This window comes from Desulfoglaeba alkanexedens ALDC (genome assembly GCF_005377625.1).
Classification (GTDB): Bacteria; Desulfobacterota; Syntrophobacteria; order Syntrophobacterales; family DSM-9756; genus Desulfoglaeba; species Desulfoglaeba alkanexedens.
Genome location: NZ_CP040098.1, coordinates 1,517,463 through 1,542,097 on the forward strand (window position 1 = coordinate 1,517,463; position 24,635 = coordinate 1,542,097).

Consider the following 24,635-nt stretch of genomic DNA (forward strand, 5'->3'; position numbering starts at 1 on the left):
GCAACCGGCCTATTCGACCCTGGTCATGGGTTATGTTTCCCTCCGAAGTCAGTTTCCGCCTGGAGATGAGTTGAGTCGGGAGGCATCATGCCGGTCTTGGCATCCATCAGTTGCGAGCTAATCCAGGAATCCTGCCTCGCGTCGCGGTATGTCGATAGGGGGCAGGAGTACAGGGATCCCAACCTGTTTGCAAGGCATCTGGGTCAAGCGGTCCTTGAGCGGTTCAGCGGTATCCGACTGATCGGAGAAATAGAGCGCAGGGAAGGCGAAGAGACGTTCAAGGCGTTGCGCGATGCTCTGCGTGATGCTCTGTCGCGGACTTCTTTGGGGCAAGTCTGCCAAGCCGGATCACCCCCTTGGAGGGCAGTTCTCAGCCTCTATTTCGTTTGGACGGGGATATTCGCTTTCGGTGAGAAGGCGGGACACGATCTCTGGCCGCCCGTCATGGAAGGCCTGGGACTTCCGGTGGATGGGAACCTCGCGAATCGTTGCGGGCTGCTATTTGCCCAGTGCTTGAAAGAAAACAGGCTCGAGGAGTTTGAGGCGCTCAAGGATGGGCATCGCTTCGTGACCCGGATCCTCCTGCACGGCTTGATACCCCATAAGCATATCCATCGTTTCATCACTGATCTTATTGAGCCGGAGCTGCGGAGTCATCTCGGAGTTTACACCACCGGGGAGCATCTCGTCAGAAAATGGAAGCAGAAAGGAATGCTTGCTTACCTTCCGAGGCCCATTCAGCGCTTCATTGAACATGGCGATCCGGTCAACGTCAACATCGCCGAACGATTCCTCGACATGGCCAATCGTTGGGACGAGGACGACCCCGCTTTGTGGCGGCAGTGGGGCCTTCCCCAATACATGGTGAACGCCTTTAGAAACCATGTGAGGAGCCGGGATGGAGGCACCATCAGAAAGTCCTGGGCGCCGGCATCTAAGGAACGGCCGTATTTCTATTTCGATCTGCAGCAAAGCGAGGTACCCCTCCTGCATATCCCTGCCCAGCAAATGAAATCACCGGTCGATTTTCAGCTGAAGTGGAGGGACCTCCAAGGAGGGGAACGCCAACAATCTCTCCAGATGAACCTGACCCCGGTGGATGGTTCGCACTACACGGAGCCCCAGGATCTGGATGTCGGCCCCTGTGATGACGGCATCAATCTGGAAGCAAGAGATCGGTCATCCGGAACGGTTTCGACGCAGTTCATCCAGGCTCCCATGGCCACAAGCAACGGAGGGGCAAGGCTGCCTCTGTACCTGTTCAGTCGGTCAACGGGAAAGCTCTTGGATTTAGGTGGTGGTAAGAGGGCCCTTCCGGAAGAGCTGCTCCTGGTCTATCCAAACGACTCTACTCTGGAAGTAAGGGGCGGACGCCTGTCGAGTGAACCGGAGCGCATGGCGGGCAGCTGGAGCGGATGGCAGTACGCTCTATGCACGCTCGAAAACGACGGGTCCTTCGATTACCGCGGACCGGACGCGAGCTTCCGCGCAGAGACCTCTGCAACGGTTGACTTTTCCTTCAACAGTCTGGGCGAAACCCCTTACCTGGAAGGTCGCGGACAGGCTCCACCGTGGCTTCGGTCTCTTGAAGGTTGGCCGATCTTCAAGGATCCGGATCAAATAGCGGTCGTATGCCCTGAGGGGGGCTATCCCGTGTGGCGAAACGCCTTCGGGAAGTTGATACGACGAGATCAGACCGGGTTTACGCAGGCAATTGATCTTGCCTTCCGTAAGCAGGGCGCAGAATATGAAGTTGGAATCGCCTTCCCGCCACAGTGGGAGCCCGGAGTGTATGAGATCCATTTGCGGGGGCCTCTAGGCATCGAGGATGTGATCCTGCCTTTCATCTACCTTCCCTTATCGGATTTTGAGTTGGTCAGAGAACCGGAGACTGGGCCTGTCTCCGAGTTCCGTTTTCGCTGTGGCCAAAAGGTAGTGATGGAGCCATTGTTCCACACCACCATGGGTGATGAGTCTGGGATAATCGTCCTGTCGCTGCAACAAGATCGAGGGCAGGCCTTCTGCGGTATCAAGGTGTTTGCCCATTCCAGGATGCCTGTGACTCTGCTTCTGGCTCGCAGTGATCTTCGATGGTCGCGACGGAGTGATCGAGGGCTGTTTCACTGGGACCTTTGGCGGTGTAGGCCGGAAGAAATTCCCGTGCAGCGCCTGGATGAGATCTCGGATGCCAGAGTAGCCGTCCAATTCGATAGTTTTTCTCCCGGTGGGGCACGGGGACGAAGCCCCAAACTTCAACTTCTCTTGAAGACCTTGGGGGAGAAGACCGAAGAGGAGCAAACCCTCTATTCCTATGACGCCCCGGCGTTTCGAAGAAACGTAAACGACACGTGGCTCGTCGATCTGAAAAAGTTTTCCGACCTCATCAAGTCACTTCGCTCGGTGGAAGCCGCTGCCGTTACAGTGCGTTCCTTCGACGGACGAGGCGAGCTCGTCCTGTTCACGATCTTGAAACATCCGGCATTCAAGGATTTTCGGGTTGAGCTGGCCGGAGGGGGTGAAAAGACCGAAAGACTAAAGATATCCTGGACTCCACAGAGAAATGATCCTCAAACTGGACGTTTCGTAAGGATTTATCCGGAAGGCGAGCCCAGGGGTGGCACGTTATACCGTCTCCAGGACGGTGCGGCGCCGCCTTTCGAGATTCCTATCGGAGCCACAGACAAACCGGGATGTTGGTACCTCAGGATGGAGGCCCATCGATCGCGGTTCGGAGCCTTGAGCGCCGCATCCGATTCAGCACCGTCTTTCAAGTGGTTGCGGGCGCCGCAAGGGTGGGCGGACTGGCTGGAATGGCCAGAGATCAAAGCAAAGGAAGCCCTAGAAAGAACCAGTGGCATCCAGGCTGTTAGCAAGGAGACTCTTCAGAGATCTTTCCCCTGGTCGAATTTTCTGGTTCGCTTCCATTACGACAAGGGAGAAGACTGTTTCGAGTGCATCAGATCCATGCTCGGGGAGAAGACCCTGGAGATCTTGCTTCCCTATACCCGTGGAACGGTTTGGGAGGCTAAGGCGGCATCGGGATCCAAAGTCTCGGTTCAGATCATTGATTCATCCGCGGAGCCAGCGACGCTCAAGAATCTCCTCTCAGGTAAAGAGCCGTGCGGGTGGTATACGATTCCAGACGAAATCGAACTGGAGCTATCCATGCTTTATTCGCATCGCGATCTTGGAAAGGCGGGCTCTCTATGGAAATGTAGGAAGACTATGAAAGATGATGAGGTCTGTTTCCTGTCCGATGCGGGCCGAGAACTGGATCTCCCCGTTTGGCTGGAAGATGCCGTTTACCCCGATCAAACGGGGAGTCTCCTGGCCCGCTGCGACTTGGAGCAATGCTGGTATGCCGCACCTTACCTGCCTATCCTCAAACACATCGGGCGTAGCGACCTTTTCTTCGCTGAGCCCAAAAAGGATCCGGAGCAACCTGTACAAAAGCGGCGCCCCCAGGCTCACAACACGGGGCTTACTACCTTGGGCGAGCTGATAAAGGCTCAAGATTGGAAAACCTTCACACATCAATACTTCGAGGTCTGCAAGCCGCAGGAAAGGACTGAGGCGGACTCTCTTGTTGAACAGTGGCAAAAATGGGGAAAGCGAACGACCGTCAATCGTTTTCTTGGAAGGATGGTTATGGGTCGCCTCAGGAAGGATGGACCCAATGGGCTTTCGGGAGTGGCCGCCTTCATTGCGAGGCTGCGTGCGCGCGAACTTTGGACTGACGCCGTTCGTGGATGGGGGGCAGACGGGGGTAAAGGGATCGATCGTCTCTATGAGAGAACGCTGGAACTCGTTCGCAAGACGACTCCGAAAGCCTTCCTGCGAGATCTCATTCTGAGCGAAATCATCATCTCCTGGTACTGGAATCAGCCACTGGCAAAAATTTGAGCCGGCGAGCATGAAGGAATGTCTCGTTCTGTCTCAGGAATGGAGGGAATGTCAGCGTGCTTCAACGAATAGACCCGATTGCCACGAGTGAAGACATCCGCGAAACTTATTTGCGTTACCTCACCACGACCTTCGGGCTTAAGAACCCTGAGCTGACAAAGCAATTTCGGGATCTGGCGAGAGACACCGAAGGGCTGTTCAAGGGCCCCATTCTGGAGGCCACACCAAAGTACTCTAAAGATAAATCTCTCCTGGAAATGCTGACGGAGCCCCATCCCATTCTCAGTGACCAGTTCCTAAACTATGCTCCAGGTCTAGACGAAAACGAGGTCGTTCATTGCATATCTCTGGAACGGAAACTCTACACCCACCAAGGTAGGGCGATTCGGAAGATCGTCGGGCAGAATCGAAACGTGGTCGTCGCGACGGGTACGGGTTCGGGAAAGACGGAATGCTTTCTGCTGCCGATCATCGATCATCTTTTGAAAGAAAGGGCAGCAAACCGTTTGGGGCCTGGAGTGCGAGCGCTCTTGGTCTATCCGATGAACGCACTGGCGAACGACCAGGTGATCAGGTTGCGCAAATTACTGCCCGCCGAAACAGGCATCACTTTCGGGAGGTATACCGGGCAGACGAAGCAGACTTACCGGCAGGGCTTGGACGCATTTCAACAGGAGAACGACCGGATTCCACAAGTCAATGAACTATTCTGCAGGGACCAGATTCTCGGCAAAGAGCCGATCAACGGAAAAGACTGGCCACATAAGGGATATCCGCCCTTGGTCGGTCCCCCGCATATTCTTCTCACAAATTTTGCCATGCTTGAATACTTGCTGATGCGGCCCCAAGACTCAGTGCTGTTCGATGGGGTACAGGGCGAAACCTGGCGATTCCTCGTTCTCGATGAAGCGCACATCTACACCGGCGCACAGGGGACAGAAATCAGCTATTTGATGCGTCGTCTCAAGGATCGCGTGTGCCGGTCTCAGCAAGGGAAGCTGCTCTGTATTGCCACCAGTGCAACGATCGGTGCGGGCAATGACGAGAGCCTGACGATAATCGCCAGATCTTTTGAAAATCTCTTCGGTGAGACCTTCGAAAAAGAGGACATCATCACCGGCGAGGTGGTGCCTCTGCAGAACTTTGTCAGCGGATTTCCCGAATGGGGGAATGGAAGCGCCGACTTCTATCAGGCCATCTGGGACAAGGTCGGTCAGGATTATTCCTCGAGTAGTGAGTTGGCCGTCGTTTTTTCCGAACTCCTGTGCGGCAATTGCGAGAAAGACGGATGGCCGAACAGGGAAGTATGTGAGAGGGCGATTGAAGCAGCACGAGGTGTTTCGGGAGTTGATCCTTCCATGGAGAGACTCCTTTTCAATCTCTTGGCGGGTGACCGGCGGGCCCGGCAGTTGGTCGATCGCATTGAAGGAGGCCCTGCAGATCTGCGCAGTATCGCCGAATCGTTGTGGACGATCAGCGGTGCTGACGGTGATGTTGAAGCAGCCAAAAGGAACCTGATCGTCCTTGTTGATCTCGCTTCACGAGCGCGTCCCGAAGAGGATAGTGCCGCTCTCCTTTCCGCTCGTTACCATTTCTTTGTGCGCAGCCTTGAGGGATTATCCATTTGCTTCGCCGGCGCCGGCGATCAGGGCGAAAAAACCTTGAGTCCTCGCTTGTTGGTCGGACGGCACCACGAAGTTCCCGATGCCCCCGGAGGTCCTGCCGTTGCTTTCGAGCTGCAGGCTTGTGGTCGCTGTGGGCAGCCGTTCCTTAAAGGTCAGTTGACACCAGATGGTCGGTTCATCTCTTACCCTCGCAGGCAGAAATTGGGCGAACAGCCGAGAAGCAACGACTACTTCTCCATTGATTTGGACAGTGTGGTCGACTCGGCGGAAGATGAGGAGCCGTTGAGGGATGAGAAGCCCCCCGTTTCAGGATTCGAAGAAGAAGAGGGGGAATCAGGCACTCGCAATCGGGTTCGTCAGACAATACTCGGAGATATTCAGTATGTCTGTGCGCGCTGCGGCCTCTTAACAGATCTCAATGATCGAGCATGCCCGTCGTGCATGAGAACTGGAGAGCGAATCTCTTATGAATGGGTGCCGGTGCGCCGGGTGACACCCGTCAATGGAAAGACGATCACCGTCTGCCCCGCTTGCGGCGGACAGAAGCATCACGGAGGCTCAATCATCCGTGCCTTTTCACCGGGTGATGACGCTGCTGGAGCGGTTTTGGCCCAGTGTCTGCTCACCAACATCCCGGCCAGCTCCGAAGGAACATCGATCAAAAAGAGGGACCAGGAAGAACGAAAGCCCAAGAGCCGGTTTGCGGGGCTGCTCTCCGTTAATGCTGCGGCGAGCACCCCTCAAGGCAAGCGGCGTTTGTTGGCCTTCAGCGATTCACGGCAAGATGCAGCTTATTTCGCAACATATCTGAACCGAACCGCCAACCAGATCCTCCACCGCCAGATGATCGTCAAGGCGGCTAGGAGATTTCTATCTGATACCCCGGGTGTATCCGCCTTCGATGTGAACGATCTCCTCAACCCCATGATCAGCGTCGCTCAGGAAACCGGCCTGTTCGACGCGAAGGACACCGAAGGCACTAAGATCCTGGAAGTCAGCAAATGGCTGAATGCTGAGCTCGCGAATATTCAGAGGCGCCAGGGACTTGAAGGCGTTGGTCTGATTTCCTGGGATCTCAAATGCAGCGATCGGCTTCATGAGTATGCGGCGGACGTCGAGGGCGAGCTCGAGCGGGACTATGGCCTAGATGCCAAGGCATTTGTTCTTCTTCTGAAGATCCTGCTCACCGAATTGCGGCGGCAAAACGTTCTTCAATCCATCAAGGGGGTGCGGTTGCAGGATGTCTACTTCTGGCCCCGCAATCGACCTTACACCATCCGGCCAAATGGCGTGAATAGCAGACTTTCCATCGCGTCGTGGCTTCCCCAAACAACCCGAAACATGCGGTCCGATTTCATCGAGAGAGTATTTCTCAAACTGGGTCGTACTGTGGACAAGGGCATCGTAGAAAAGCTGCTTGATGATCTCTGGACACTGTCCATGGCTGAAGGGTTAGGTATCTGGGAGGAGACCTCGGTCAAGAGACTTTGGGGGGATAGAGGTCAGGATGAGGTCGCCTGGCGCCTCAGATGGGATGCATGGATCGGCCGCATGAATGACGGTGAAAACGCATCCTTGTACAAGTGCCAAACCTGTGGAAACATTTCCCAGTATAACCTAAAGGGTGTCTGCCCAACTTACCGTTGTCCAGGTCCTCTTGCCGAAATAAATCCCGACATTGAGTTTTCAGATAATCACTACCGTTATCTGTACACACGAATGGAGCCTGTGTCTTTACTGGCACTGGAACATACGGCCCAGATCACCACTCAAGAAGGGGCGGAGAGGCAAAACAATTTCACAAGTGATGGACACCCTCTCAATGTACTTTCATGCTCGACGACCTTTGAGCTGGGAGTCGATGTGGGGCAATTGCATTCGGTTTTCCTTAGAAATGTTCCGCCTGGAGTAGCCAACTATGTGCAACGGGCGGGACGCGCCGGTCGCCGGTGGAGTGCCGCAGCTTACGTTTTGACCTTTTGCCGGTGCAGGCCGCATGATCTGGGACATTTTGCCGGAGCCGAAAAACTGATTTCCGGTAAGGTTCAGCCGCCGAGAATCCAAATCGAGAATCTCCGGATTGCTCGGAGACATTTGCATGCTACCACGCTCTCGCATTTTTGGAGATTTCATCATCCCGAGCTATTCGATGGCAGCTCAGGGAAAAACCGTGGCAGTGTGGAATGGATGTTCTTCAACCAACAGGAGAGCGGTGCGCAGAAGCTTCATCAGTGGCTGAGTGGACAACCTACCAAACTGCGTGAAGAGTTGACCAGAATCTTTCCCGCATCCATTGCAAAAGACCTGCAGATTGTTGATTGGTATTGGATTCCGGAGCTGGTAAGCCCACCACGGGATGAAGCACCAACCGTTTGGGAAGGACGATTGGGACTGGCGCAATCGGAGCTCCTCTCCGAATACGGTGCCTACAAGGAGCTCCAGAAAAACAAGCCCGCATTGCACGGGTATTCCGAGAGACAGATGAAAAGGCTGCGTGAAAGGCAACTACTTGGTTTTCTCGCCTCACGAAACGTCCTTCCGAAATACGGTTTTCCAGTCGATGTGGTGTCCCTAAAAGTGGAAAGCAAGGAGGAGTGGGCGTTACGAGTTGAATTGGATCGAGACCTGAAAATCGCCCTCAGCGAGTATGCCCCCGGCTGCACCTTGGTTGCCAATGGGAAAGTGATCAAAAGTTATGCCTTGGAGAGAATCGCAGGAAAAGCGTGGCCGGAGTATCGTTTTGCCGTTTGTGGGCAGTGCGGAAAATTCCACAGGAGCAAAACCGTCGACGAGGAAGTGCAAAGTCCGTGTGAGTGTGGCCAAGATCTAAAAGATTCCGGGAGTACGGAAATCCAAGGAAGATTCCTTGAGCCGAGCTTCGGTTTTCGAACCTTCCTGGAAGAGGATGGTCAGGAGCCGGTTGAAGTGCGGCCTCAAAGGACTTTCGCCTCCCAGGTATATTTTTCTCACTACCAAGTGGCGCCGCCTTCTGACTTCATTGAAGAAGGTGATCCCGATCCGATGGCGGGGATTAGAATCAAAAAGAGCTATTCGCGCTATGGCGTTCTCACGGTGGTCAACCCGGGCATTCAGAAACGCGGTTTCTGGATTTGCCCTTCCTGTGGCTATGGCGATTCCGTTGTCGCCGGACGGCCGAAAAACCACAAGACGCCGTGGGGCTCGCCTTGCAGAGGCACACCTCGCATTGTCTTCCTTGGCCATGAATTCCAAAGTGACGTGCTGGAGCTGCGTTTCAGTGGTGGCTTGGCGGACGTAAGCGATCAAGGGTTTTGGTTCTCCCTGACAGCCGCTCTACTGGCCGGGGCATCCAAGGCTCTGGAAATTGAGCGAGGCGATATAGACGGCACCGTCCTTCGTTACGGGGGAACGGGTTATCGTGCCATCGTTCTTTTTGACAGCGTGCCCGGTGGAGCTGGCCACGTTCAGCGAATTGCCGGCGAGTTGCGCAAGGTGATGGAAGCTGCTCTTGAAATCGCCGACGCCTGCACCGGTTGCTCACGGGATCAGTCCTGCAATCGATGCTTGCGAGACTATCGAAACCAGTACGCTCATGATCTGCTGAGAAGAGGGCCGGTTGCAGACTTCCTGATGAAAGCATTGGGAGGGCTGTATCACCAAGGCGCGAACGGGTTCATTCCCCTTGGACTCACGGACCCGGGCCAATGGCTAAGCCAACAGATGAGAAGAGCGGAGAAGCTCTATCTCGTGATCGACAAGATTCCCAGGATCGGAGATGGAGCACCCGCGTCCAACGGTCTGTACAACCTTCTACATGGCGTCTGTGCAAAAGGAGCTCGGATTCACCTGTTCTTCCGCAATGTTGCGAAAACCATCTCTGCTGCCGATCCCGTATTGAAAGCGTCTCTTCACAGGCTAACGCTTCTGAGCGATTTCCCCAATGTTGAGATCAGATTGTTCGACGGTCCTCTTCCAATTGAAGCGCCGCTTTACATAGAAGCAGAGTCGAACGCGTTGGTTGTCCGTTGGCCAAAGGGGGGGGACCCGTTCGAGAAAGCGGACCACATCGAAATTTCGACTTACTCAGAATACACTGACAAGGTGCAAGATTCTTACAAGGCGGCAATCAAGAAAGGGATCGGCGAAGTATGGAATTTCGCGAAATATGAAGATCTCCTTCAAGGGACAAGGGTAATCCACATACCCGACGGAGAGAGGAAGAGCTGGAAGGAGATTCTATCCGGCTATCTTCCATCGTCTATTGAAGCAGTGGAGATTTACGATCGGTACCTGCGAAACCGTTTTCAGTTCAAGAGCTTGGCCATGTTCCTGGATGCATTATGCGAAAAGGCTTCGGGTGATGGGATGGCGGTCGAGGTCACAACAACCAGCGACGAACCGAAACTCGTCCAGCATCAGTTCAATGTGCTTCAGGAGAGCCTGGCGCCTCATGGAGTCAAGCTCAGATACTCCATTCATAATCCCAACAAAGAGCTTCCTCATTACCGCAGAGTGCTGATTCGTTCGAGGGACAGGCTGGCTTCGATCTGGTTGGACCGGGGGTTGGATATTTATCGATTCGAGGACCTCCAGAAACCTGCGTACATGACACTGGAAACCTACGTGGTCATCGAAGGGTGAGGTTTGGCTGCAATTGAGCTTCGTGGATGTCTCCTGCGGAATGTGTCAATGCGAATGAGACACTTGCGGTTGGTAATTAGACTCTCACAGCATTACTCGATGGCCTGTTGATCCAAGCGACAGGGCCATCGGCCTGATTTCGGAGTTCGCCACGGGCACGGGCCGAGCGTCAACCGGCATCAAATCGATTTGTCGCGACATGACCGGAGAACCGAATCGAGCTTTTCGCAACCGACCGTGACCGGCTGGCGTTCCTCCTCGAAACGGACGCCGCCCTTGACCTGGACCTCGAGATGCTCGACGCCCATGGTCAATTTTCGGTTGTCACTACGAGCCAGGCGCGCCACGAGTCGCGGCCCAGCGTTTTCAGGGGCCGGGAATTCCGGGCCGTCCACGTCCTCCGGAACCCGTCCTATCCGAAAGGGTCGATGTGCGAGGCATGAAAGGCGATGCCGCTTGCCAGGAGTTTTCGGATGGGAAGGCGACTGGGGCAGACAGCCTCGGCCCGCTCCAGGTCCGCCCGCAGCCACTCGTGCTTTTTTGCAGCCACATGGTGGTGCCGTAGGGCGAAGCGCTGGAGCTCCGCATCGCCGTAGCAACGCCCGTACATGAGGCTCCGCATCAGGTCGGCGATGGGAACGTCGCCGCCGGCCGCCGTCTCGCAGATCCGGGCGCAACCGGCGCAGTACCCGCCGGCTGTTTCTTCGGCGTACCTCTGGAGCAGGATCCTGTCGCTATCCGAAAGCCGGGTGCGGTCCAGGGCTGCGGCTACGTTGGCGGCGAGGATGGTGAGGTTGGGCATCTGGGAACAGACGCTGGCAATGCGCGGGTCTTCCCACACGGCTTTGAGCTTCGCCTGCTTGTCGGTGAAGCCATTCTTGAGAAATCGGCCGGCGAGTTCCAGTTCCAGGTCGCTGTCTACATGGATGGGACCGCCTCCCTGGGTCTTCATGGCCGTAAGGCCGATGCCCTTTTCAGCACAGGCGTCCACTGCGCGTTTCATTGCATCGCGGTGCATCAGCCGAAAATTATAGGAGAACATGATCCCGTCCACCCAGCCGAGTTTTGCCGCTCCCAGGAGACATTCTTCCATGTTCCGGTGTGTGCTGAAACCGAAAAGCCGGATTCGGCCCTTGTTCTTTTCATGATCCGCCCAGCGCCGGACGTCTTCATTCAGTTCGCCGATGTCGTTTACGGCATGGAGACAGTAAAGGTCGATGGTGTCCGTCTGGAGGCGCTGGATCGAACGTTCCAGGAGCCGGGTCATGCCGGAAGGATCGCGTGCGTCCGACTTGGTCACCAGGAACACCTGTTTTCTGGTCTCGGGAGCTCGCGAAAAAAATTTGCCGATCCCTTCTTCGCTCCGGCCGCCCCCGTAGCAGTCGGCGGTGTCCCAGTAGGTTACGCCCCAGCGGAGTGCCTGGCGGAGGACCAGCTGGTTGGAGACGATATCGAACATGCCCCCCAGGGCCAGGATGGAGACGTCGAATCCCGTCTTTCCGAAGGGCCGCGTTGGAACCCGGTCCGGGTTACCGGTTTCGGATGCCGCGGCGGCCTTCCTGAAGGGTGAAAGCAGCGATCCCAGGCCGGCCATTCCGGCCCCTTGCAGCAGGCTTCGTCGAGACAGCAGGTCTTTCTTTTCGTCCATGGTGCGCTCCTTTCCCCCGGCGGGGTGATCGTATCCCAGGCTTTTGGAGACAAAAACAGTCAGCGAGGCAGCACGAGCCGTTTTTGAGGATGCCGGCTTTCGTTTTCCGCGGTGACCCGGATGGCCCGAAGCCCTGTTACGGGGCACTCATGCTCGCAGATGCCGCACCCCACGCAGCGTTCGGGGTCCACCTGGGGCCTTCGGAGCCGGATTTCCACGTTCAACCATCCGGAGTCGTAAGGAGCGAGTTCCGCACCTTCGTCCGAAGTGAACCAAATTTCCCGTTCACTGTTCCCGGTGATGCGATACCGTCGGCCTTCACGGCCATCTTCAGGGCCTTCGAACGCGCAGAAAAAGTCACCGGTTGCGAGGGTTCCCGGTACCAGGCGGGGTTCTCTCAGCCATACCACCCCCGCTTCGACGGCCGTAACCCGGTGGCGACCGTCCCGGACTACCACGAACACGTCGCGTGTGAAGATCGCCTTGGGGCTCACCGGGCAGTTTTCCTGGCAGACAATACAGGGCCGGTCCATGGCCCACGGGAGGCAGCGGCTCCGGTCCACAAAGGCCGTTCCCAGCCGCAGCGGGCCCCGCTCCGAAAAGGGGCCCGTTCCCTGCTTTTCTTCCACAGAAAGGGGCCGGAGCGCGGCGGTGGGGCAGATGTGCGAACACGCCACGCAGTTGTACTGGCAGCCGCTGGATCCGGCTCGGAAATCCAGCACCGGCGTCCACAGTGCCTCGATGCCGGACTCAAGACCCGCCGGTTGAATGACCCGGGTGGGACAGACCCGGACGCACTGGCCGCACTTGAGGCACCGCCGGAGAAAATCCGGTTCGGGGAGGGCTCCAGGCGGCCGGACGAGCCGCGGCGGGGCCGCAGGACCCCAAGTTCCATCCAGGCGCAGGACGGGGACCAGGAGCACCCCGGAAGCCAGGGAAGCCACGAAGCGACGGCGCTTGAGGTCGGGAAGCGGGATTTCGCCTCCGGCCGAAACCGGCCTCTGGTACGTAACGATGCGTTCCCGGCATCCGTCCAGGCAGTTCATGCACAGGACGCATTCACCGGTTCGGATGACACCAGCGGGTTCGCAGGCGCCCTCGCAGAAGGCTTCACATCGGCCGCAGGCGCTGCAGTCCCTGCAAGTCTTTCCGATCCGCCAGAGGGCGTTCCGGCTCAAAACAGCGAAAAACGCCCCCAGGGGGCACACGAAGCGGCAGTAGAACCTTGGTAGATAGAGGTTGAGCCCCACCGCCGCGCCGAAAAGCACCCCGAGAAGCCAGCCTTCCCGAATCACCCGGCTTCCACCCCTTCCAAGCGCCAGCACCACCAGGTTTACGGAACGATGGAAAAAGGGGATGGGATCGAGAAGGCCGGTCTGGAGTGTCCCCACCAACGGCGAATCCAGCCATCCTCCGAAGGCTGCGCCGAGAAAAACCGCCAGCACCGCGTACTTGACCTGCTGTGCCGGGCGGTAGCGGTTTTGAGCCGCCTTTTCCTTCATGCGCACCTTGCGGCGTCCCAAGTAGCCCACGGCCTGGTGCAGCGTTCCAAAGGGGCAGACCCAGCCGCAGAAGAAACGGCCCAGGATCACTGTTGCCGCCATCACCACCAGCGCCCAGGCCAGCCCTCGGTACAGCGTTCCCGTGGTGAGCAGCGTTGCGAACGCCGCCAAGGGGTCCAGCTGCAGAAACCAGTTCACCGGCCAGCCGCGGAGTTGCCACCACTTCGTGCCGACGGTACTCACCCAACAGAACCACAGGAAAAGCAGGAAAAAGAAAACCTGGCTGATCCTTCGAGCATTGACGATTCGCATGTGATTCGATCCCGGATTCCGCGCCGCCGCACCCAGGGCGGCCGCCGGCGGTTTCGCTTTCCAGTGAGGCCCTTTTCCGGCGCTCAGGCCTCGCCGATCAGAGGACGCAGGGCTTCGAAGTCCGCGGTTCCGGCTCCGGCTTCTTCCGCCTTGGCGATCCAGGGCAGGTCGGCCGGCCGCTTGCCGAGGAGGGTGGCTCCGAAAGCGTCCGCCGCCACTTGGTCGGTGGCCGCGATCAGGGTATGGGTGGCCTTGAGGTCATCGATGGAACCGCCTGTCGGGCCGTTGGCCATCATGGTCCAGGTGCCGTCCAGAATCACAAAAGTGGGCGTGACGAGAAGAGCCAATTCCTTGATAATATTGTGAATGTCCTGATGAAAGAGATTCCTCGGCCCGCCCAGGAGGCCGTACCAGTTTTTCATGATCATGGACGCGCCGCTCCGGTGGTGGTCCTTCACCGGAGCGACGCCGATGAGCTTGTCGATGCCGCGGAACGGTTCGTAAAGGAGCGGCCAGTTCCGTATGAGCCTTCCGCCTTCCAACGTGGCAGCCTGGAAGGCTCCCGGTTCCGGAACGAACACCCGGGCTCCTTCCGATTCGGCGGCTTCTCCGATCCCCGTCAGGCGGAAGCAGCTGGCCGGATCGTTGATGGGGTTGTCGGTCACCACCACGGCGGCGGCTCCCGCCTGAAAGCAGAGTCTTACGAGGCCGCGCACCAGGTCGGGGTGCGTGGTGGCCGAAAGGATGGGAGGCGACGCGAAAGCGGCGTTGACTTTGATGAGCACCCGGTCGCCGGGGTGCACATACGCCTCGATTCCTCCGATTCCGGTGACGGCTTTTGCCAAGGCGGCCGGCCGGTCGCTTCCCCGAATGACACTCATCCGGCCCTTCGTTCCCGGGACGGAATAATCGGGAAGATTCACCTGGTCGCCCGCTCCGGGAGGCTCGGGGCCCTTTGGGTCGAAGCGCCACAGGCCGACCCCTCCGACGGCGGCAAGGGTGATGCCCGCTCGGAGGGTTCGCCTGACGAATTCCCTTCTGGAAAGGGCCTGTTCGTTTTCTAAGGTCATGGGGCGTTCCGCTCCAGGTTTTCGAAAAGCTTCCGGGCCGTGCGCCGCGCCAAGTCCAGGTCCTCGGCTTCGTGCACCCCCGCCACCACCGCGCCCCGGCTGAAGACGATCTCAAAGATTCCGTACCATTCCAGGGCGCGGGCCCCAGGGATGTCCCCGGGAACTTCCGCCTCCTTCGCTCCGCTTTCCACCAGGAACTCCGCGTAGCGTTGAGCCAGTGATTCGGCCGCCGCCGCCGAGGGCCGGGTCATCACGAAGGCGGTCGCTTCCCGGCCATCCTGCCGGTAGACGGCGGTGAAGACGTCCTGAAATTCCTGGAATCCGAAGGCGTCGGCGGGGATCCGTGTCAAACTGTCGGGCTCCAGTCCTTCCTTGGGAAAATAGTCGAGCTCCGGAAGATGGGACGCGCTTTGGCCAAGTTCCCGGACAATGCGGGAAGCGAACCGCTCCAGTGTCTCCAGTAGAGTGGCGTTTTCTGCGGAAGCCACCAGTTCCACGTAATATTTCCCGTGGGCGCCGAAGACGGCGTTGGCCGTCCGGTAAAAAAACGGCCCCAGGTCGGCCCGGGACTCCGCCTCGGAACGCCGCTGCAGGCTGTAGACAGAGAAAGCCCCCCTCGGGTCCCCCATGTCGTAAAGGAAGACCTCGAACCAGAGATCAGGGTGGTCTTCGAGGACGAAGCGGCGGCAGGCAAGCTGCTGAAAGCCGGCGGGTAGGTAGAGCTCGGCCTTTCCGTCGATCTTGTCGGAAAGGTTTTCGGGCCCGAAGGTCTCCAGAGGACCCAGCACCGAAAGGCCTTGAGGGGCGAACATTTCAGGGTCCGGTACGGCGGGGTTTCCCCCCGGGCCGGGAGTTCCCCCTGCCGGCGGACCCGGGACCCCGGGAACGCTCCAATGGCCCGGGTCGTAACGGGACTGCTTCACGGCGATGCCTGCGGCGATCAGCAAGAGCACTCCGATCACGGTCCAAGATAGCGTCGTTTCCCGCCGGCTGGGGCGTCGATTTGCAGCGACTGTTTTCATGGCAAGGGCTGAACCATCCAACGTATATGGATCACGGCTTGATATACGCAAATCCATCTAATTGCTTTTCAATTAATTCCTTGACTCCAATAGGAACAACATTAACAAACGGCAGCAGCTCAGATCTTTGAATATTCATACCGATGAGCGAATTATTACACGCACACATCCTTATTCCAAGTTTATTCAACTCCTCAAAATCTCTTTTATGAAGAGGGTTATCCGCCTTAAACATTTCAACAGCAACCGAGTTTGCTAATATTTCGATCTCATATTCTTGATCGTGAATCCCTTTATATAAATTTCGTACGTTGCCTATAAGCAACGTCCACTTTTCATTTTCATCGATGTGGAATATGGCTTTTATCTTCATAGAAGCTCCAACTTGATAACGTTAATGGGCTTAAATGACAAAGAATGCCTACAAGGATTCAAGCGCACATTCTATCGAAAAATGGTGCAGATCTTTCGCTTCTTGTTCCCGAGCTGGAGTTTGGGAACGAGGGGAATTCTATTTCCCCTCCCCTTGTGGGAGGGGATTAAGGGGAGGGGAATGTAACTGATTGACATACCTTAATTTTCTCACCCTCACCCCAACCCTCTCCCATCAAGGGAGAGGGGGATTTTTTGACCTTGTTCCCAAGCTAATTTTGTCACCCTCACCCCAACCCTCTCCCATCAAGGGAGAGGGGGATTTTTTGACCTTGTTCCCAAGCTAATTTTGTCACCCTCACCCCAACCCTCTCCCATCAAGGGAGAGGGGGATTTTTTGACCTTTTATCTGTGCCCGCAGGGGCCTCTGAACATGTTGATCATGACGAGCGGCGTTTTCAGGAAACCTTGCTTCCCGGCGTCACGGGGGCTTCCGGACCGATCAGGCGGAGGTGCCGGCCGTCGTGGGCGGCCAGAACCATGCCCTGGGATTCGATGCCCATGAGCTTCGCCGGCTTGAGGTTGGCGACGATGACCACCTGCCGCCCCGGCAGGGTTTCCGGATCGTGGGTTTCGGCGATGCCTGCGACCACCTGCCGCTCCTCACCGACGTCCACCACGAGCTTCAGGAGTTTTTTGGACTTGGGGATGCGTTCGGCATGTTTGATCACGCCCACCCGCAGGTCGATGGTCGCGAAGGTTTCAAGGGAAATCGGCTCTGAAGCCTTTCCGGCCGCAGCGCCCGCCGCCTTTGTCTGTGGGGCGGTTGCGCTGGGCGGGCGCCGGTCTCTGCCTTCCTGCCATGCATTGAGGTCCACCCGGGGAAACAGTGCCTCGCCTTTTTGCACCGCTGTTCCTTCTTGAAGCCCTCCCCAGCCGGTGTCTTCTTCGAGCCGCAGATCCAGGGCCCGGCGTTTGATGCCCAGCCGGGCCAACATGGTTTCCGACGTTTCGGGCATGACGGGGGAAAGGAGCACCGCCACCTGTCGGTTCACTTCGAGAAGGGTCCTCATGACGGTCTGAAGTCTGGAGGTGCGGACGGGATCTTTGGCCAGGGTCCACGGCGCCACGTCGTCGATGTACTTGTTGGCCGCATTGATGCCTTCCCACACCGCCATCAGTCCCTTGTGAAAGCCCCACTGGGACAGTTCCTTTACATAATCGTCCCGGCTTCGCTCCATCTGAGCTCGGAGCGCTCGTTCCGGTTCGTCCAGGGGTTCTCCGAAGGGCGGAATCCGTCCGCCGAAATAGCGTTCGGTCATTCCCATCGTCCGGCTGAAGAGGTTTCCCAGGTCGTTGGCGAGGTCGGCGTTCAGGCGCTGGATAAGGGCCTCTTCGCTGAAGTTGGCATCCAGTCCGAAAACCATTTCGCGCAGCAGGAAATAACGGAACGCATCGAGCCCGTAGATCGGAACCAGATCCAGCGGCCGCACCACAGACCCCCGACTCTTGCTCATCTTGCCTTCGTTGATTTTCCAGTAGCCGTGGACATTCAGATGGCAGTAGGGTTCGATGCCCGCCGCACGGATCATGGTGGGCCAGTAGATGCCGTGAGGCTTCAGGATGTCTTTGGCGATGAGATGCTGGGCGAAGGGCCAGAATCTGGCGAAGAGGGGCCCGTCGGGGTAGTCGAGGGCACTCACGTAGTTGATCAGGGCATCGAACCAAACGTAGGTCACGTACCGGTTGTCGAAGGGCAGCGGGATGCCCCAGCTCAGCCGTTCCCTGGGGCGCGAAATGCAGAGGTCTTCGAGAGGTTCGCGAAGGAACGACAGCACTTCGTTCCGGTACCGTTCCGGGCGGATGAAATCCGGATGCTTTTCGATGTGCTCGATGAGCCAGTCCTGGTACCTGCTCATGCGGAAGAAATAATTGGCTTCTTGCCGTTTTTCAGGCTCCCGGTCGTGATCCGGGCACTTTCCGTCCACCAGTTCCCTCTGGGTGTAGAACCGCTCGCACCCGACGCAGTACAGACCTTCGTAGGTGTCGAAATAGATGTCGCCGCTGTCATAGACTTTCTGAAGGATGTATTGCACCACGCGGCCATGGTTCGGGTCCGTGGTGCGGATGAAGTGATCGTGGGTGATGTTGAGCCTGGACCAAGTGTCGCGGAATAACGCGCTGATGCGATCGGCGTAGGCCTTGGGGTCCATGCCCGCCTCTTGGGCCGCCCGCACGATCTTGTCCCCGTGTTCGTCGGTCCCCGTAAGAAAAAAGGTTTCGTAGCCCAGTAGCTTGTGAAAACGATTCATCACGTCCGCTACGATGGTCGTGTAGGCATGGCCGATGTGAGGTTCCGCGTTCACGTAGTAGATGGGCGTGGTGACATAGAATCGCTTCTCCATTAGGTCACTTGTCCTTCTTCTTCCGGGGTTCCGATGCATCGATTTCCAGTTCGATTTCCTGACCGCTTTCGAGAAGCACGGTCACTCGGCGGTCGATGAGATTCTGCCGAATGACCTTGCCGCGCCCTTCGGGGGTTTCAATCTTCTTGCCCATCTTGGGCATGCCCTTCTTGAGGGCGCAATAGGTATCGTATTCGTATTGAAGGCAGCACATGAGGCGGCCGCAGGCGCCGGAAATCTTGCTCGGATTGAGGCTCAGGTTCTGCTCCTTGGCCATCTTGATGGAGACGGGGTGAAAGTTCTTGAGGAACGTGGCGCAGCACAGGGGGCGGCCGCAGATCCCCAGTCCGCCCACCATCTTGGCCTGGTTGCGGACCCCGATCTGGCGCAGTTCCACCCGGGTCCGGAACCGGCGCACCAAGTCCTTGACCAGTTCGCGGAAATCCACGCGACCGTCGGCGGTGAAGTAAAAGATGATCTTCGAGCGATCGAAAAGGTATTCCACATCCACCAGGTTCATCGGCAGTTGGTGAACCTGGATCCGTTCCAGGCAATACTTTCCCGCTTCCTCTTCGGACCGAAGGTTTTCGGAATAGGTATGGATTTCATCCGCGGTGGCGAGCCGCTGAATTTTTTTGAGCTCCTTTGGGTGGACCTTTTCATTCCCAGGGAAGGGGCCTTCGACCACCTCACCCAGGCCCACTCCCTGTTCCGTATGGACGATCACGAAATCGCCTTTCTTGACCTCCATGTCCGCCGGATCAAAATGATAAACTTTGCCCCCATTTCGAAAGCGTATACCGACAACTTTTCCCATTCAGTAGATCCCTGATCTTCAAACCGGCGCCTTCCAGTGCAAGTTGCCTGTTCGCATGCTGGCGGAGGCGTCTCGCGGTTTCTTCGATCGCTTGGTATAGTTCAAGAAGGGCCTCGATGGAAAGACGGCCCGTTGCTTCGGCCGATGCGGCGGCGAAGATTTCGGGGTCTCCGCTACCCTCCAGGCCGACCATGATCTTTTCCCGCAGCCAGAACTTAATACATTCCATGTCCTGTTCCAAGTCTTCACTTTCCTTGGACCAGGCGGCCGCCATGGAAAAAACGTCCAGAACGGAAGCGGCTTTCAGGCGGGCGATGCGTTCCAGGACTTGGCGGAGGCGATCCATACGGTCCGCTTCCACCCACCAGGCCGCCCGATCCAGGCTCCCGAAGGACAGTCGGGCGATTTTCCGGGCCTGGTCATCGCCGATTCGATAGGTTGCAGCCAGATGCCGGGCGATCCAGTCTTCATCCAGAGGCTGACACCGGACATGGCAGCAGCGTGAAACGATGGTCGGAAGCAGCATCTGGGGTTCCAGAGCCATCAAGATGAAGACGTTTTGCGCCGGAGGTTCTTCGAGTATCTTGAGAAGGGCGTTGGAGGCTTCTTCCTTGAGGTCCTGGGCGTCTTCCAGCACCACCACCCGGAAGCGGCCTTCAGAGGGCATGAAGCGGAGCCGTTCCCGCAGATCTCGAACCTGGTCCAGCTTGATAAAGGCTCCGTCCCGGACGACCCGGAGGATATCGGGATGCAGGCCTTTTTCGATCTTGGTGCACGAGGCGCACCGGTCGCAGGCGCCTGCGGGTGAGGGGGCGAGGCAGTTCAACAGCTTGGCGAACGCCTCGGCCAAGGCCCGCTTTCCGATCCCTTTCATGCCGGTGAGCAGCAGGGCGTGAGGGATGGTTCCGTTCATGACGAGCCGCTGGAGGAACCGCTTGGCGCGGGGTTGACCGGGGACGGATTCAAAAGACATGGAACACTCCCGCCTTTTTCGTTCATGCGCCTCCCGCATTTTCAAAGTGCCGGGCACCCGGGCAGCCGCAGCTTGAGTTCTCTTTCGAATGCAGCCAGCACATCGGCGAGATCGCGGTTTCCGTCGAGCACTAGAAAGCGCTTGGGGTGCATCGCGGCCAGTTGGAGGTAGCCTTCCCGCACGCGACGGTGAAACGTTTTCACTTCCCGTTCCAGGCGGTCCCTGGGGCCGGAGCGCTTCCGGAGCCGTACGGCGGCGATTTCCGGGTCACAGTCGATGAGGACCGTTACGTCCGGTTCCAGGTCCAGCGCCATCCGCCGGTGCAGCAGCTCGATAATGTCCCGTTCCAGCCCGCGGCCGTATCCCTGGTAAGCCGTGGTGGCGTCCGCGAACCGGTCGCTCAGGACCCATCGGCCCGCATCGAGGGCCGGGCGGATGACCTCATGAACCTCCTGAACCCGACTCGCCGTGTATAGGAGCACTTCCACCCAGCCGTGGGCTCGCGGGCGATGCGGGTCCAGGAGCAGTTCCCGGATCGCCTCACCCAGGATCGTGCCCCCGGGTTGGCGGGTGACCACGGGGATCGTTCCGCTCCGCTCCAGCCGTTCCCGAAGGTGATGGAGGAGCGTGGTCTTCCCGCAACCGTCGATCCCTTCGAAGCTGACGAAAACGCCGCGGCGCCCCCCCCGTTCAGCCATCCCTTCTCTTTTCCCTTGCGGCGTCCCAAAGGCGGAGCTGCTTGATTTCCGGAGGACCTTCTTCAAGGTTTTCCGTTGAAGTCACCTCATCCCGGGCCGCCCGGCCTTTGAAGAAAAAGCGGTTGTGCAGGGGCTGGTAAGCCGTCCACAGGCCGTCGGTACCCTCGGATTCCTCCAAGATCCGTGTCAGGTTACTCATCTTGGCGTCCAGGTCGTCCGCGAAGTGGAGCGCCACGGCCTCGCGGGTCATGGGCGGCTGAACCGCGCCGAACTCGGTCTGTCCATGATGGCTCAAGATCAGATGCTTGAGAAGCATGGCATCTTCTTCCGGAAACCCTCTCATGCCCTGAAGCTTGCCTTCCAGGATCTCCGCCCCCAGCACCATGTGGCCCACCAGTCGTCCCACGGGGGAGTAGTCGATCACAAGATCGTAGGTGAATTCGCGGATCTTTCCGATGTCGTGGAGCAACGCTCCGGCCAGCAGAAGATCCCGGTCCAGTTCGCCGTACAGTCCGCAAATGCGGTCCGCCAGGCGCGCCACCGCCACCGTGTGTTCCAGCAGGCCACCAAGGTAAGCGTGATGCACGGACTTGGCGGCTGGGGCCTTCTTGAAGCGGTCCGCTATCTCGGGATCCGAAAAAATACGCCGCAGCAGTTCTCTGAGCGGCCGGCGTTCCACCTGAAGCATAAGGTCGGTCAGATCCTTCCAAAGACTTTCGGGTGCGACCGGGGACACGGGGAGATAATCCGCGGGCCGGATCGCTTCAGCCGGCACCGGCGCCATGCTGACAATGCTCAGCTGCAGTTCGTCGCGGTAGGTTTCGCTCCGCCCGCGGATCCGTACCACGGTGCCCGCCGAAACGGTGCGCCCGAGTTCTTCGGCCCGTTCCCAAACGCGGCCGGTGAGCCGCCCCGTTCTGTCGCGAAGCTTCAACGTCAGGAAGGCGTTTCCGTTGCGCGCCGTTCTCAGTTCCTTCTGTTCGACGACGAAGGTGCTTTCCACTTCCTGGCCGGGCTGAATGTCACTTATGAACACCTTGGCCACGCAACGTCCTCCGGTGAAAAGAGGGGGTTTCAGGAACTGCTGTCAACCCTTTCCTTCAATTCTTTTCCCACTTTGAAAAAAGGAAGCTTTTTCGGATTGACCTCGATCAGTTCCCCGGTCTTGGGATTCCTTCCCTTGTACCCGTCGTACTGCTTGACCTTGAAGCTGCCGAAGCCTCGAATCTCCACCCGGTCACCTTGGATCAAAGCCTTTTCCATGCTTTCGAAGGTGACGTTGACCGCCGTTTCGGCAGCCTTGAGCGTGATCCCTTCGGCTTTGGCCAACGCTTCGATCAGCTGACTCTTGGTCATGGCCTTTGCTCCTTCTGAGCGGATCCCGATTCCTTCCGGTTAGCCGCGCGCTTCGATCTTTTCCACGTTGCCCATCAAACGGCGCAGAGCCGGGGGGATCGCCACCGAACCGTCCGCCTGCTGAAAATTCTCCAAAACGGCCACCAGGGTCCGGCCCACCGCCAACCCTGACCCGTTCAGGGTGTGAAGCAGTTCCGTCCGGTTCTTGCCCTTGCGGCGGAACCTCAGGTTGGCGCGCCGCGCCTGGAAGTCTTCGAAGTTGCTGCAGGAAGAAATCTCGCGGTACGCGTTTTGCCCGGGAAGCCAGACTTCGATGTCGTAAGTTTTCGCCGCCGAAAACCCTAGGTCTCCTGTACAAAGGGTCACCACTCGGTAGTGAAGGCCCAGTTCCTGCAAAATGGTTTCCGCGTCCTGAAGCAACCGCTCCAATTCGTCATAGGAGTCTTCCGGTTTGACCAATTTTACCAGTTCCACCTTGTTGAACTGGTGCTGGCGGATGAGCCCACGGGTGTCTTTGCCGTAGGATCCGGCTTCCGACCGGAAACAGGGTGTGTAAGCGGTGTAGTATTTCGGAAGTTCCTGTTCGTCGAGCACTTCGTTCATATGGAGGTTGGTGACGGGGACTTCGGCCGTGGGGATCAGGTAGTAGTCCCAACCCTCCAGCTTGAACAAATCCTGTTCGAACTTGGGCAGCTGGCCCGTGCCCGTCATGGCCGCCCGATTCACCATAAACGGCGGCAGCACTTCGGTGTACCCGTGTCGCCTCGTGTGGACATCCAACATGAAGGAAGTGAGCGCCCTTTCCAGGGCGGCCCCCAGCCCCCAGTAAATGGCGAAGCGGGCCCCGGTGATCTTCGCCGCTCTCTCGAAATCCAGGATCCCCAGCGATTCCCCGATATCCCAGTGGGCTTTGGGTTCAAAATCGAAAACCGGCGGCTCCCCCCAGGTCTTCACCACCGGGTTGGCGCTCTCGTCCGCCCCTACCGGAACCGTTTCATGAGGCATATTGGGAATGAGGTACAAAATCGCCTTGAATTCCTCCTCGATGGAAACCAACTCCTGGTCCAGCGCCTTGATCCGCTGTGAGACCTCCTTCATTTCCTCGATGAGGGCCGAAGCGTCCGCCTTTTCTCGCTTCAACCGCGAGACTTCTTCGGAAGCCTGGTTTCTCCGATACTTCAGTTCCTCCACCTCCCGAAGCAATCCACGACGCTTTTCGTCCAGTTCCCGAAAGGGCTGAAGATCCATGTCGATTCGGCGGTCTTTGAGCATCTGAGCAACCCGGTCCAGGTTTTCCCGGACGAATTTGACGTCAAGCATCGGCTCCATCCTTGCCGTTGGGAAGAGGCCTCGGCAGCCTCGCCGTTTCTCTACAGTTTTCAACGAGTTGGATTTTTTCCCTTAACACCCGGGGGGACTTGTGTCAATTCCTTTAGTGTCATCAAGGGGTTGTGACCGCCAGGAGGCCCCGCACCGTGCGAACGGGCTTCGAAGGATCATCCGCCCGAATCAAATTGAGCGCTCACCACTTCGACGCTGTAATCGGTGAGGAGGCTCAGGTCGGGGAGGTTGTGAAAGACCACCATGAACGGAACCCGCCCCTGAGGTGGCACATGCACGTTGGCCAGGTCCGCTCCTTCCCGGTTCATCATCACGTTTTGAATCTCGGTCATGTCCATGCGGGTGAGATCCTGGCGGGAAAGAACATTGCCGCAATAGGCCCGCTGCGTCACGACCGGTTCTTTTTCTGTGTAGATCTTCCCTTCGAGCAGAATGAAGCTCACCGGTCGCGGCGATTCATTGACCACGTGGCCCTGCACCACGAAGATCTGGCCGACCGTTTCGTTCTGCAGGAAGAAGGCTTCCGTGTCGTTGATCAGCGAGACGGCGGGCTTTTCAAGATCCGCGGAAGTGGTATCCCGGGATTCCGAATCGCCTCCCCCAAGGATGCCCATGCGAGCGACGGCGTAAAGACCGCCGATCATTACCACCGCCAGCAAAAGAAGTACTCCGATCAGTCCTTTCCGGGATTTTTTCTCGCGGGGCGGCGGAATCCGCGGGCCCGCTATGGGCGGAACCCTTGCCAGAGTCTCTTCCCGGCTTGCCGATGCAGCCTCGGCCTCAGCCTCGGCCTCAGCAAAGGTGGAGGAAGGGCCTGACTCGGCAGGTTTTTCCACCACAAACACGTGCCCGCAGCGCGAACAGCGCACCTTGACCCGCGACTTCCCTATCCGCTCGAGGTCCAGCCGGAACTTGGTTTGACAGATTTCACAGGTGACGATCATGGTCTTCCCCATCTCCAGCGCCGGCGT

At 57.9% G+C, this 24,635-nt stretch carries 16 protein-coding genes; 2 read left to right on the forward strand and 14 right to left on the reverse strand.

Annotated elements, in window-relative coordinates:
- The first annotated feature begins 87 nt into the window (after window positions 1-87).
- Both FDQ92_RS06960 and FDQ92_RS06965 read left to right on the forward strand, forming a co-directional pair.
- Window positions 88-3,903 (forward strand): hypothetical protein, encoded by a 3,816-nt coding sequence (locus FDQ92_RS06960; protein ID WP_137423904.1) that lies wholly within the window; start codon window positions 88-90, stop codon window positions 3,901-3,903.
- A 56-nt stretch (window positions 3,904-3,959) separates the two neighbouring features.
- Window positions 3,960-10,148, forward strand: coding sequence for a DEAD/DEAH box helicase (locus FDQ92_RS06965; RefSeq protein ID WP_137423905.1), 6,189 nt, complete (start codon window positions 3,960-3,962; stop codon window positions 10,146-10,148).
- Window positions 10,149-10,327: 179 nt separating this feature from the next.
- Here the strand turns inward: FDQ92_RS06965 and FDQ92_RS06970 are convergent, their stop codons facing one another.
- The 14 genes from FDQ92_RS06970 to FDQ92_RS07035 all read right to left on the reverse strand — a co-directional run bounded on the left by FDQ92_RS06970 (window position 10,328) and on the right by FDQ92_RS07035 (window position 24,608).
- Complete coding sequence (locus FDQ92_RS06970) at window positions 10,328-10,543, reverse strand: hypothetical protein (protein ID WP_137423906.1); 216 nt, start codon at window positions 10,541-10,543, stop codon at window positions 10,328-10,330.
- Window positions 10,544-10,560: 17 nt separating this feature from the next.
- On the reverse strand, window positions 10,561-11,796 hold the full coding sequence (locus FDQ92_RS06975; RefSeq protein ID WP_137423907.1) for an aldo/keto reductase: 1,236 nt from the start codon (window positions 11,794-11,796) through the stop codon (window positions 10,561-10,563).
- Between the two features lie 59 nt (window positions 11,797-11,855).
- Window positions 11,856-13,610 (reverse strand): 4Fe-4S binding protein, encoded by a 1,755-nt coding sequence (locus tag FDQ92_RS06980; RefSeq protein WP_137423908.1) that lies wholly within the window; start codon window positions 13,608-13,610, stop codon window positions 11,856-11,858.
- 83 nt (window positions 13,611-13,693) lie between these two features.
- Window positions 13,694-14,680, reverse strand: a complete 987-nt coding sequence (locus FDQ92_RS06985) for a DUF362 domain-containing protein (RefSeq protein WP_137423909.1) — start codon at window positions 14,678-14,680, stop codon at window positions 13,694-13,696.
- Window positions 14,677-15,702, reverse strand: coding sequence for a DUF6599 family protein (locus tag FDQ92_RS06990; RefSeq protein WP_137423910.1), 1,026 nt, complete (start codon window positions 15,700-15,702; stop codon window positions 14,677-14,679). The genes FDQ92_RS06985 and FDQ92_RS06990 overlap by 4 nt, the downstream gene beginning before the upstream one ends.
- Window positions 15,703-15,733: 31 nt before the next feature.
- A complete protein-coding gene (locus tag FDQ92_RS06995; RefSeq protein WP_137423911.1) occupies window positions 15,734-16,075 on the reverse strand; it encodes a DsrE family protein in 342 nt (113 codons plus the stop codon).
- Window positions 16,076-16,532: 457 nt separating this feature from the next.
- Complete coding sequence (gene metG, locus FDQ92_RS07000; protein ID WP_137423912.1) at window positions 16,533-18,479, reverse strand: methionine--tRNA ligase; 1,947 nt, start codon at window positions 18,477-18,479, stop codon at window positions 16,533-16,535.
- A 4-nt stretch (window positions 18,480-18,483) separates the two neighbouring features.
- On the reverse strand, window positions 18,484-19,230 hold the full coding sequence (locus tag FDQ92_RS07005) for a PSP1 domain-containing protein (RefSeq protein WP_246041869.1): 747 nt from the start codon (window positions 19,228-19,230) through the stop codon (window positions 18,484-18,486).
- A gap of 10 nt (window positions 19,231-19,240) precedes the next feature.
- On the reverse strand, window positions 19,241-20,269 hold the full coding sequence (gene holB / locus FDQ92_RS07010; protein WP_170180234.1) for a DNA polymerase III subunit delta': 1,029 nt from the start codon (window positions 20,267-20,269) through the stop codon (window positions 19,241-19,243).
- A 41-nt stretch (window positions 20,270-20,310) separates the two neighbouring features.
- Complete coding sequence (gene tmk / locus FDQ92_RS07015) at window positions 20,311-20,967, reverse strand: dTMP kinase (RefSeq protein WP_137423915.1); 657 nt, start codon at window positions 20,965-20,967, stop codon at window positions 20,311-20,313.
- On the reverse strand, window positions 20,960-22,012 hold the full coding sequence (locus FDQ92_RS07020) for a CRISPR-associated endonuclease Cas3'' (protein WP_137423916.1): 1,053 nt from the start codon (window positions 22,010-22,012) through the stop codon (window positions 20,960-20,962). Before FDQ92_RS07020 ends, tmk begins: the two co-directional genes overlap by 8 nt.
- A 29-nt stretch (window positions 22,013-22,041) precedes the next feature.
- Window positions 22,042-22,323, reverse strand: a complete 282-nt coding sequence (locus FDQ92_RS07025; protein WP_137423917.1) for an HU family DNA-binding protein — start codon at window positions 22,321-22,323, stop codon at window positions 22,042-22,044.
- A 39-nt stretch (window positions 22,324-22,362) separates the two neighbouring features.
- Window positions 22,363-23,643 carry a serine--tRNA ligase gene (gene serS / locus FDQ92_RS07030; RefSeq protein WP_137423918.1) on the reverse strand — a complete coding sequence of 427 codons (1,281 nt, stop codon included), beginning with the start codon at window positions 23,641-23,643 and terminating at the stop codon, window positions 22,363-22,365.
- A 176-nt stretch (window positions 23,644-23,819) separates the two neighbouring features.
- The gene (locus tag FDQ92_RS07035) at window positions 23,820-24,608 is read right to left on the reverse strand and encodes a DUF3426 domain-containing protein (RefSeq protein ID WP_170180415.1); all 789 of its coding nucleotides are present in this window, start codon (window positions 24,606-24,608) and stop codon (window positions 23,820-23,822) included.
- Window positions 24,609-24,635: the final 27 nt, after the last annotated feature.

What these genes read in the sequence shown, in the direction of transcription:
- FDQ92_RS07035 (WP_170180415.1), bottom strand. Translation starts at nt 24,608, where the DNA reads ATGATCGTCACCTGTGAAATCTGTCAAACCAAGTTCCGGCTGGACCTC.
- FDQ92_RS06980 (WP_137423908.1), bottom strand. Translation starts at nt 13,610, where the DNA reads ATGCGAATCGTCAATGCTCGAAGGATCAGCCAGGTTTTCTTTTTCCTG.
- metG (WP_137423912.1), bottom strand. Translation starts at nt 18,479, where the DNA reads ATGGAGAAGCGATTCTATGTCACCACGCCCATCTACTACGTGAACGCG.
- FDQ92_RS06995 (WP_137423911.1), bottom strand. Translation starts at nt 16,075, where the DNA reads ATGAAGATAAAAGCCATATTCCACATCGATGAAAATGAAAAGTGGACG.
- FDQ92_RS06985 (WP_137423909.1), bottom strand. Translation starts at nt 14,680, where the DNA reads ATGACCTTAGAAAACGAACAGGCCCTTTCCAGAAGGGAATTCGTCAGG.
- tmk (WP_137423915.1), bottom strand. Translation starts at nt 20,967, where the DNA reads ATGGCTGAACGGGGGGGGCGCCGCGGCGTTTTCGTCAGCTTCGAAGGG.
- FDQ92_RS07025 (WP_137423917.1), bottom strand. Translation starts at nt 22,323, where the DNA reads ATGACCAAGAGTCAGCTGATCGAAGCGTTGGCCAAAGCCGAAGGGATC.
- FDQ92_RS06990 (WP_137423910.1), bottom strand. Translation starts at nt 15,702, where the DNA reads ATGAAAACAGTCGCTGCAAATCGACGCCCCAGCCGGCGGGAAACGACG.
- serS (WP_137423918.1), bottom strand. Translation starts at nt 23,643, where the DNA reads ATGCTTGACGTCAAATTCGTCCGGGAAAACCTGGACCGGGTTGCTCAG.
- holB (WP_170180234.1), bottom strand. Translation starts at nt 20,269, where the DNA reads ATGTCTTTTGAATCCGTCCCCGGTCAACCCCGCGCCAAGCGGTTCCTC.
- FDQ92_RS07005 (WP_246041869.1), bottom strand. Translation starts at nt 19,230, where the DNA reads ATGGAGGTCAAGAAAGGCGATTTCGTGATCGTCCATACGGAACAGGGA.
- FDQ92_RS06975 (WP_137423907.1), bottom strand. Translation starts at nt 11,796, where the DNA reads ATGGACGAAAAGAAAGACCTGCTGTCTCGACGAAGCCTGCTGCAAGGG.
- FDQ92_RS06960 (WP_137423904.1), top strand. Translation starts at nt 88, where the DNA reads ATGCCGGTCTTGGCATCCATCAGTTGCGAGCTAATCCAGGAATCCTGC.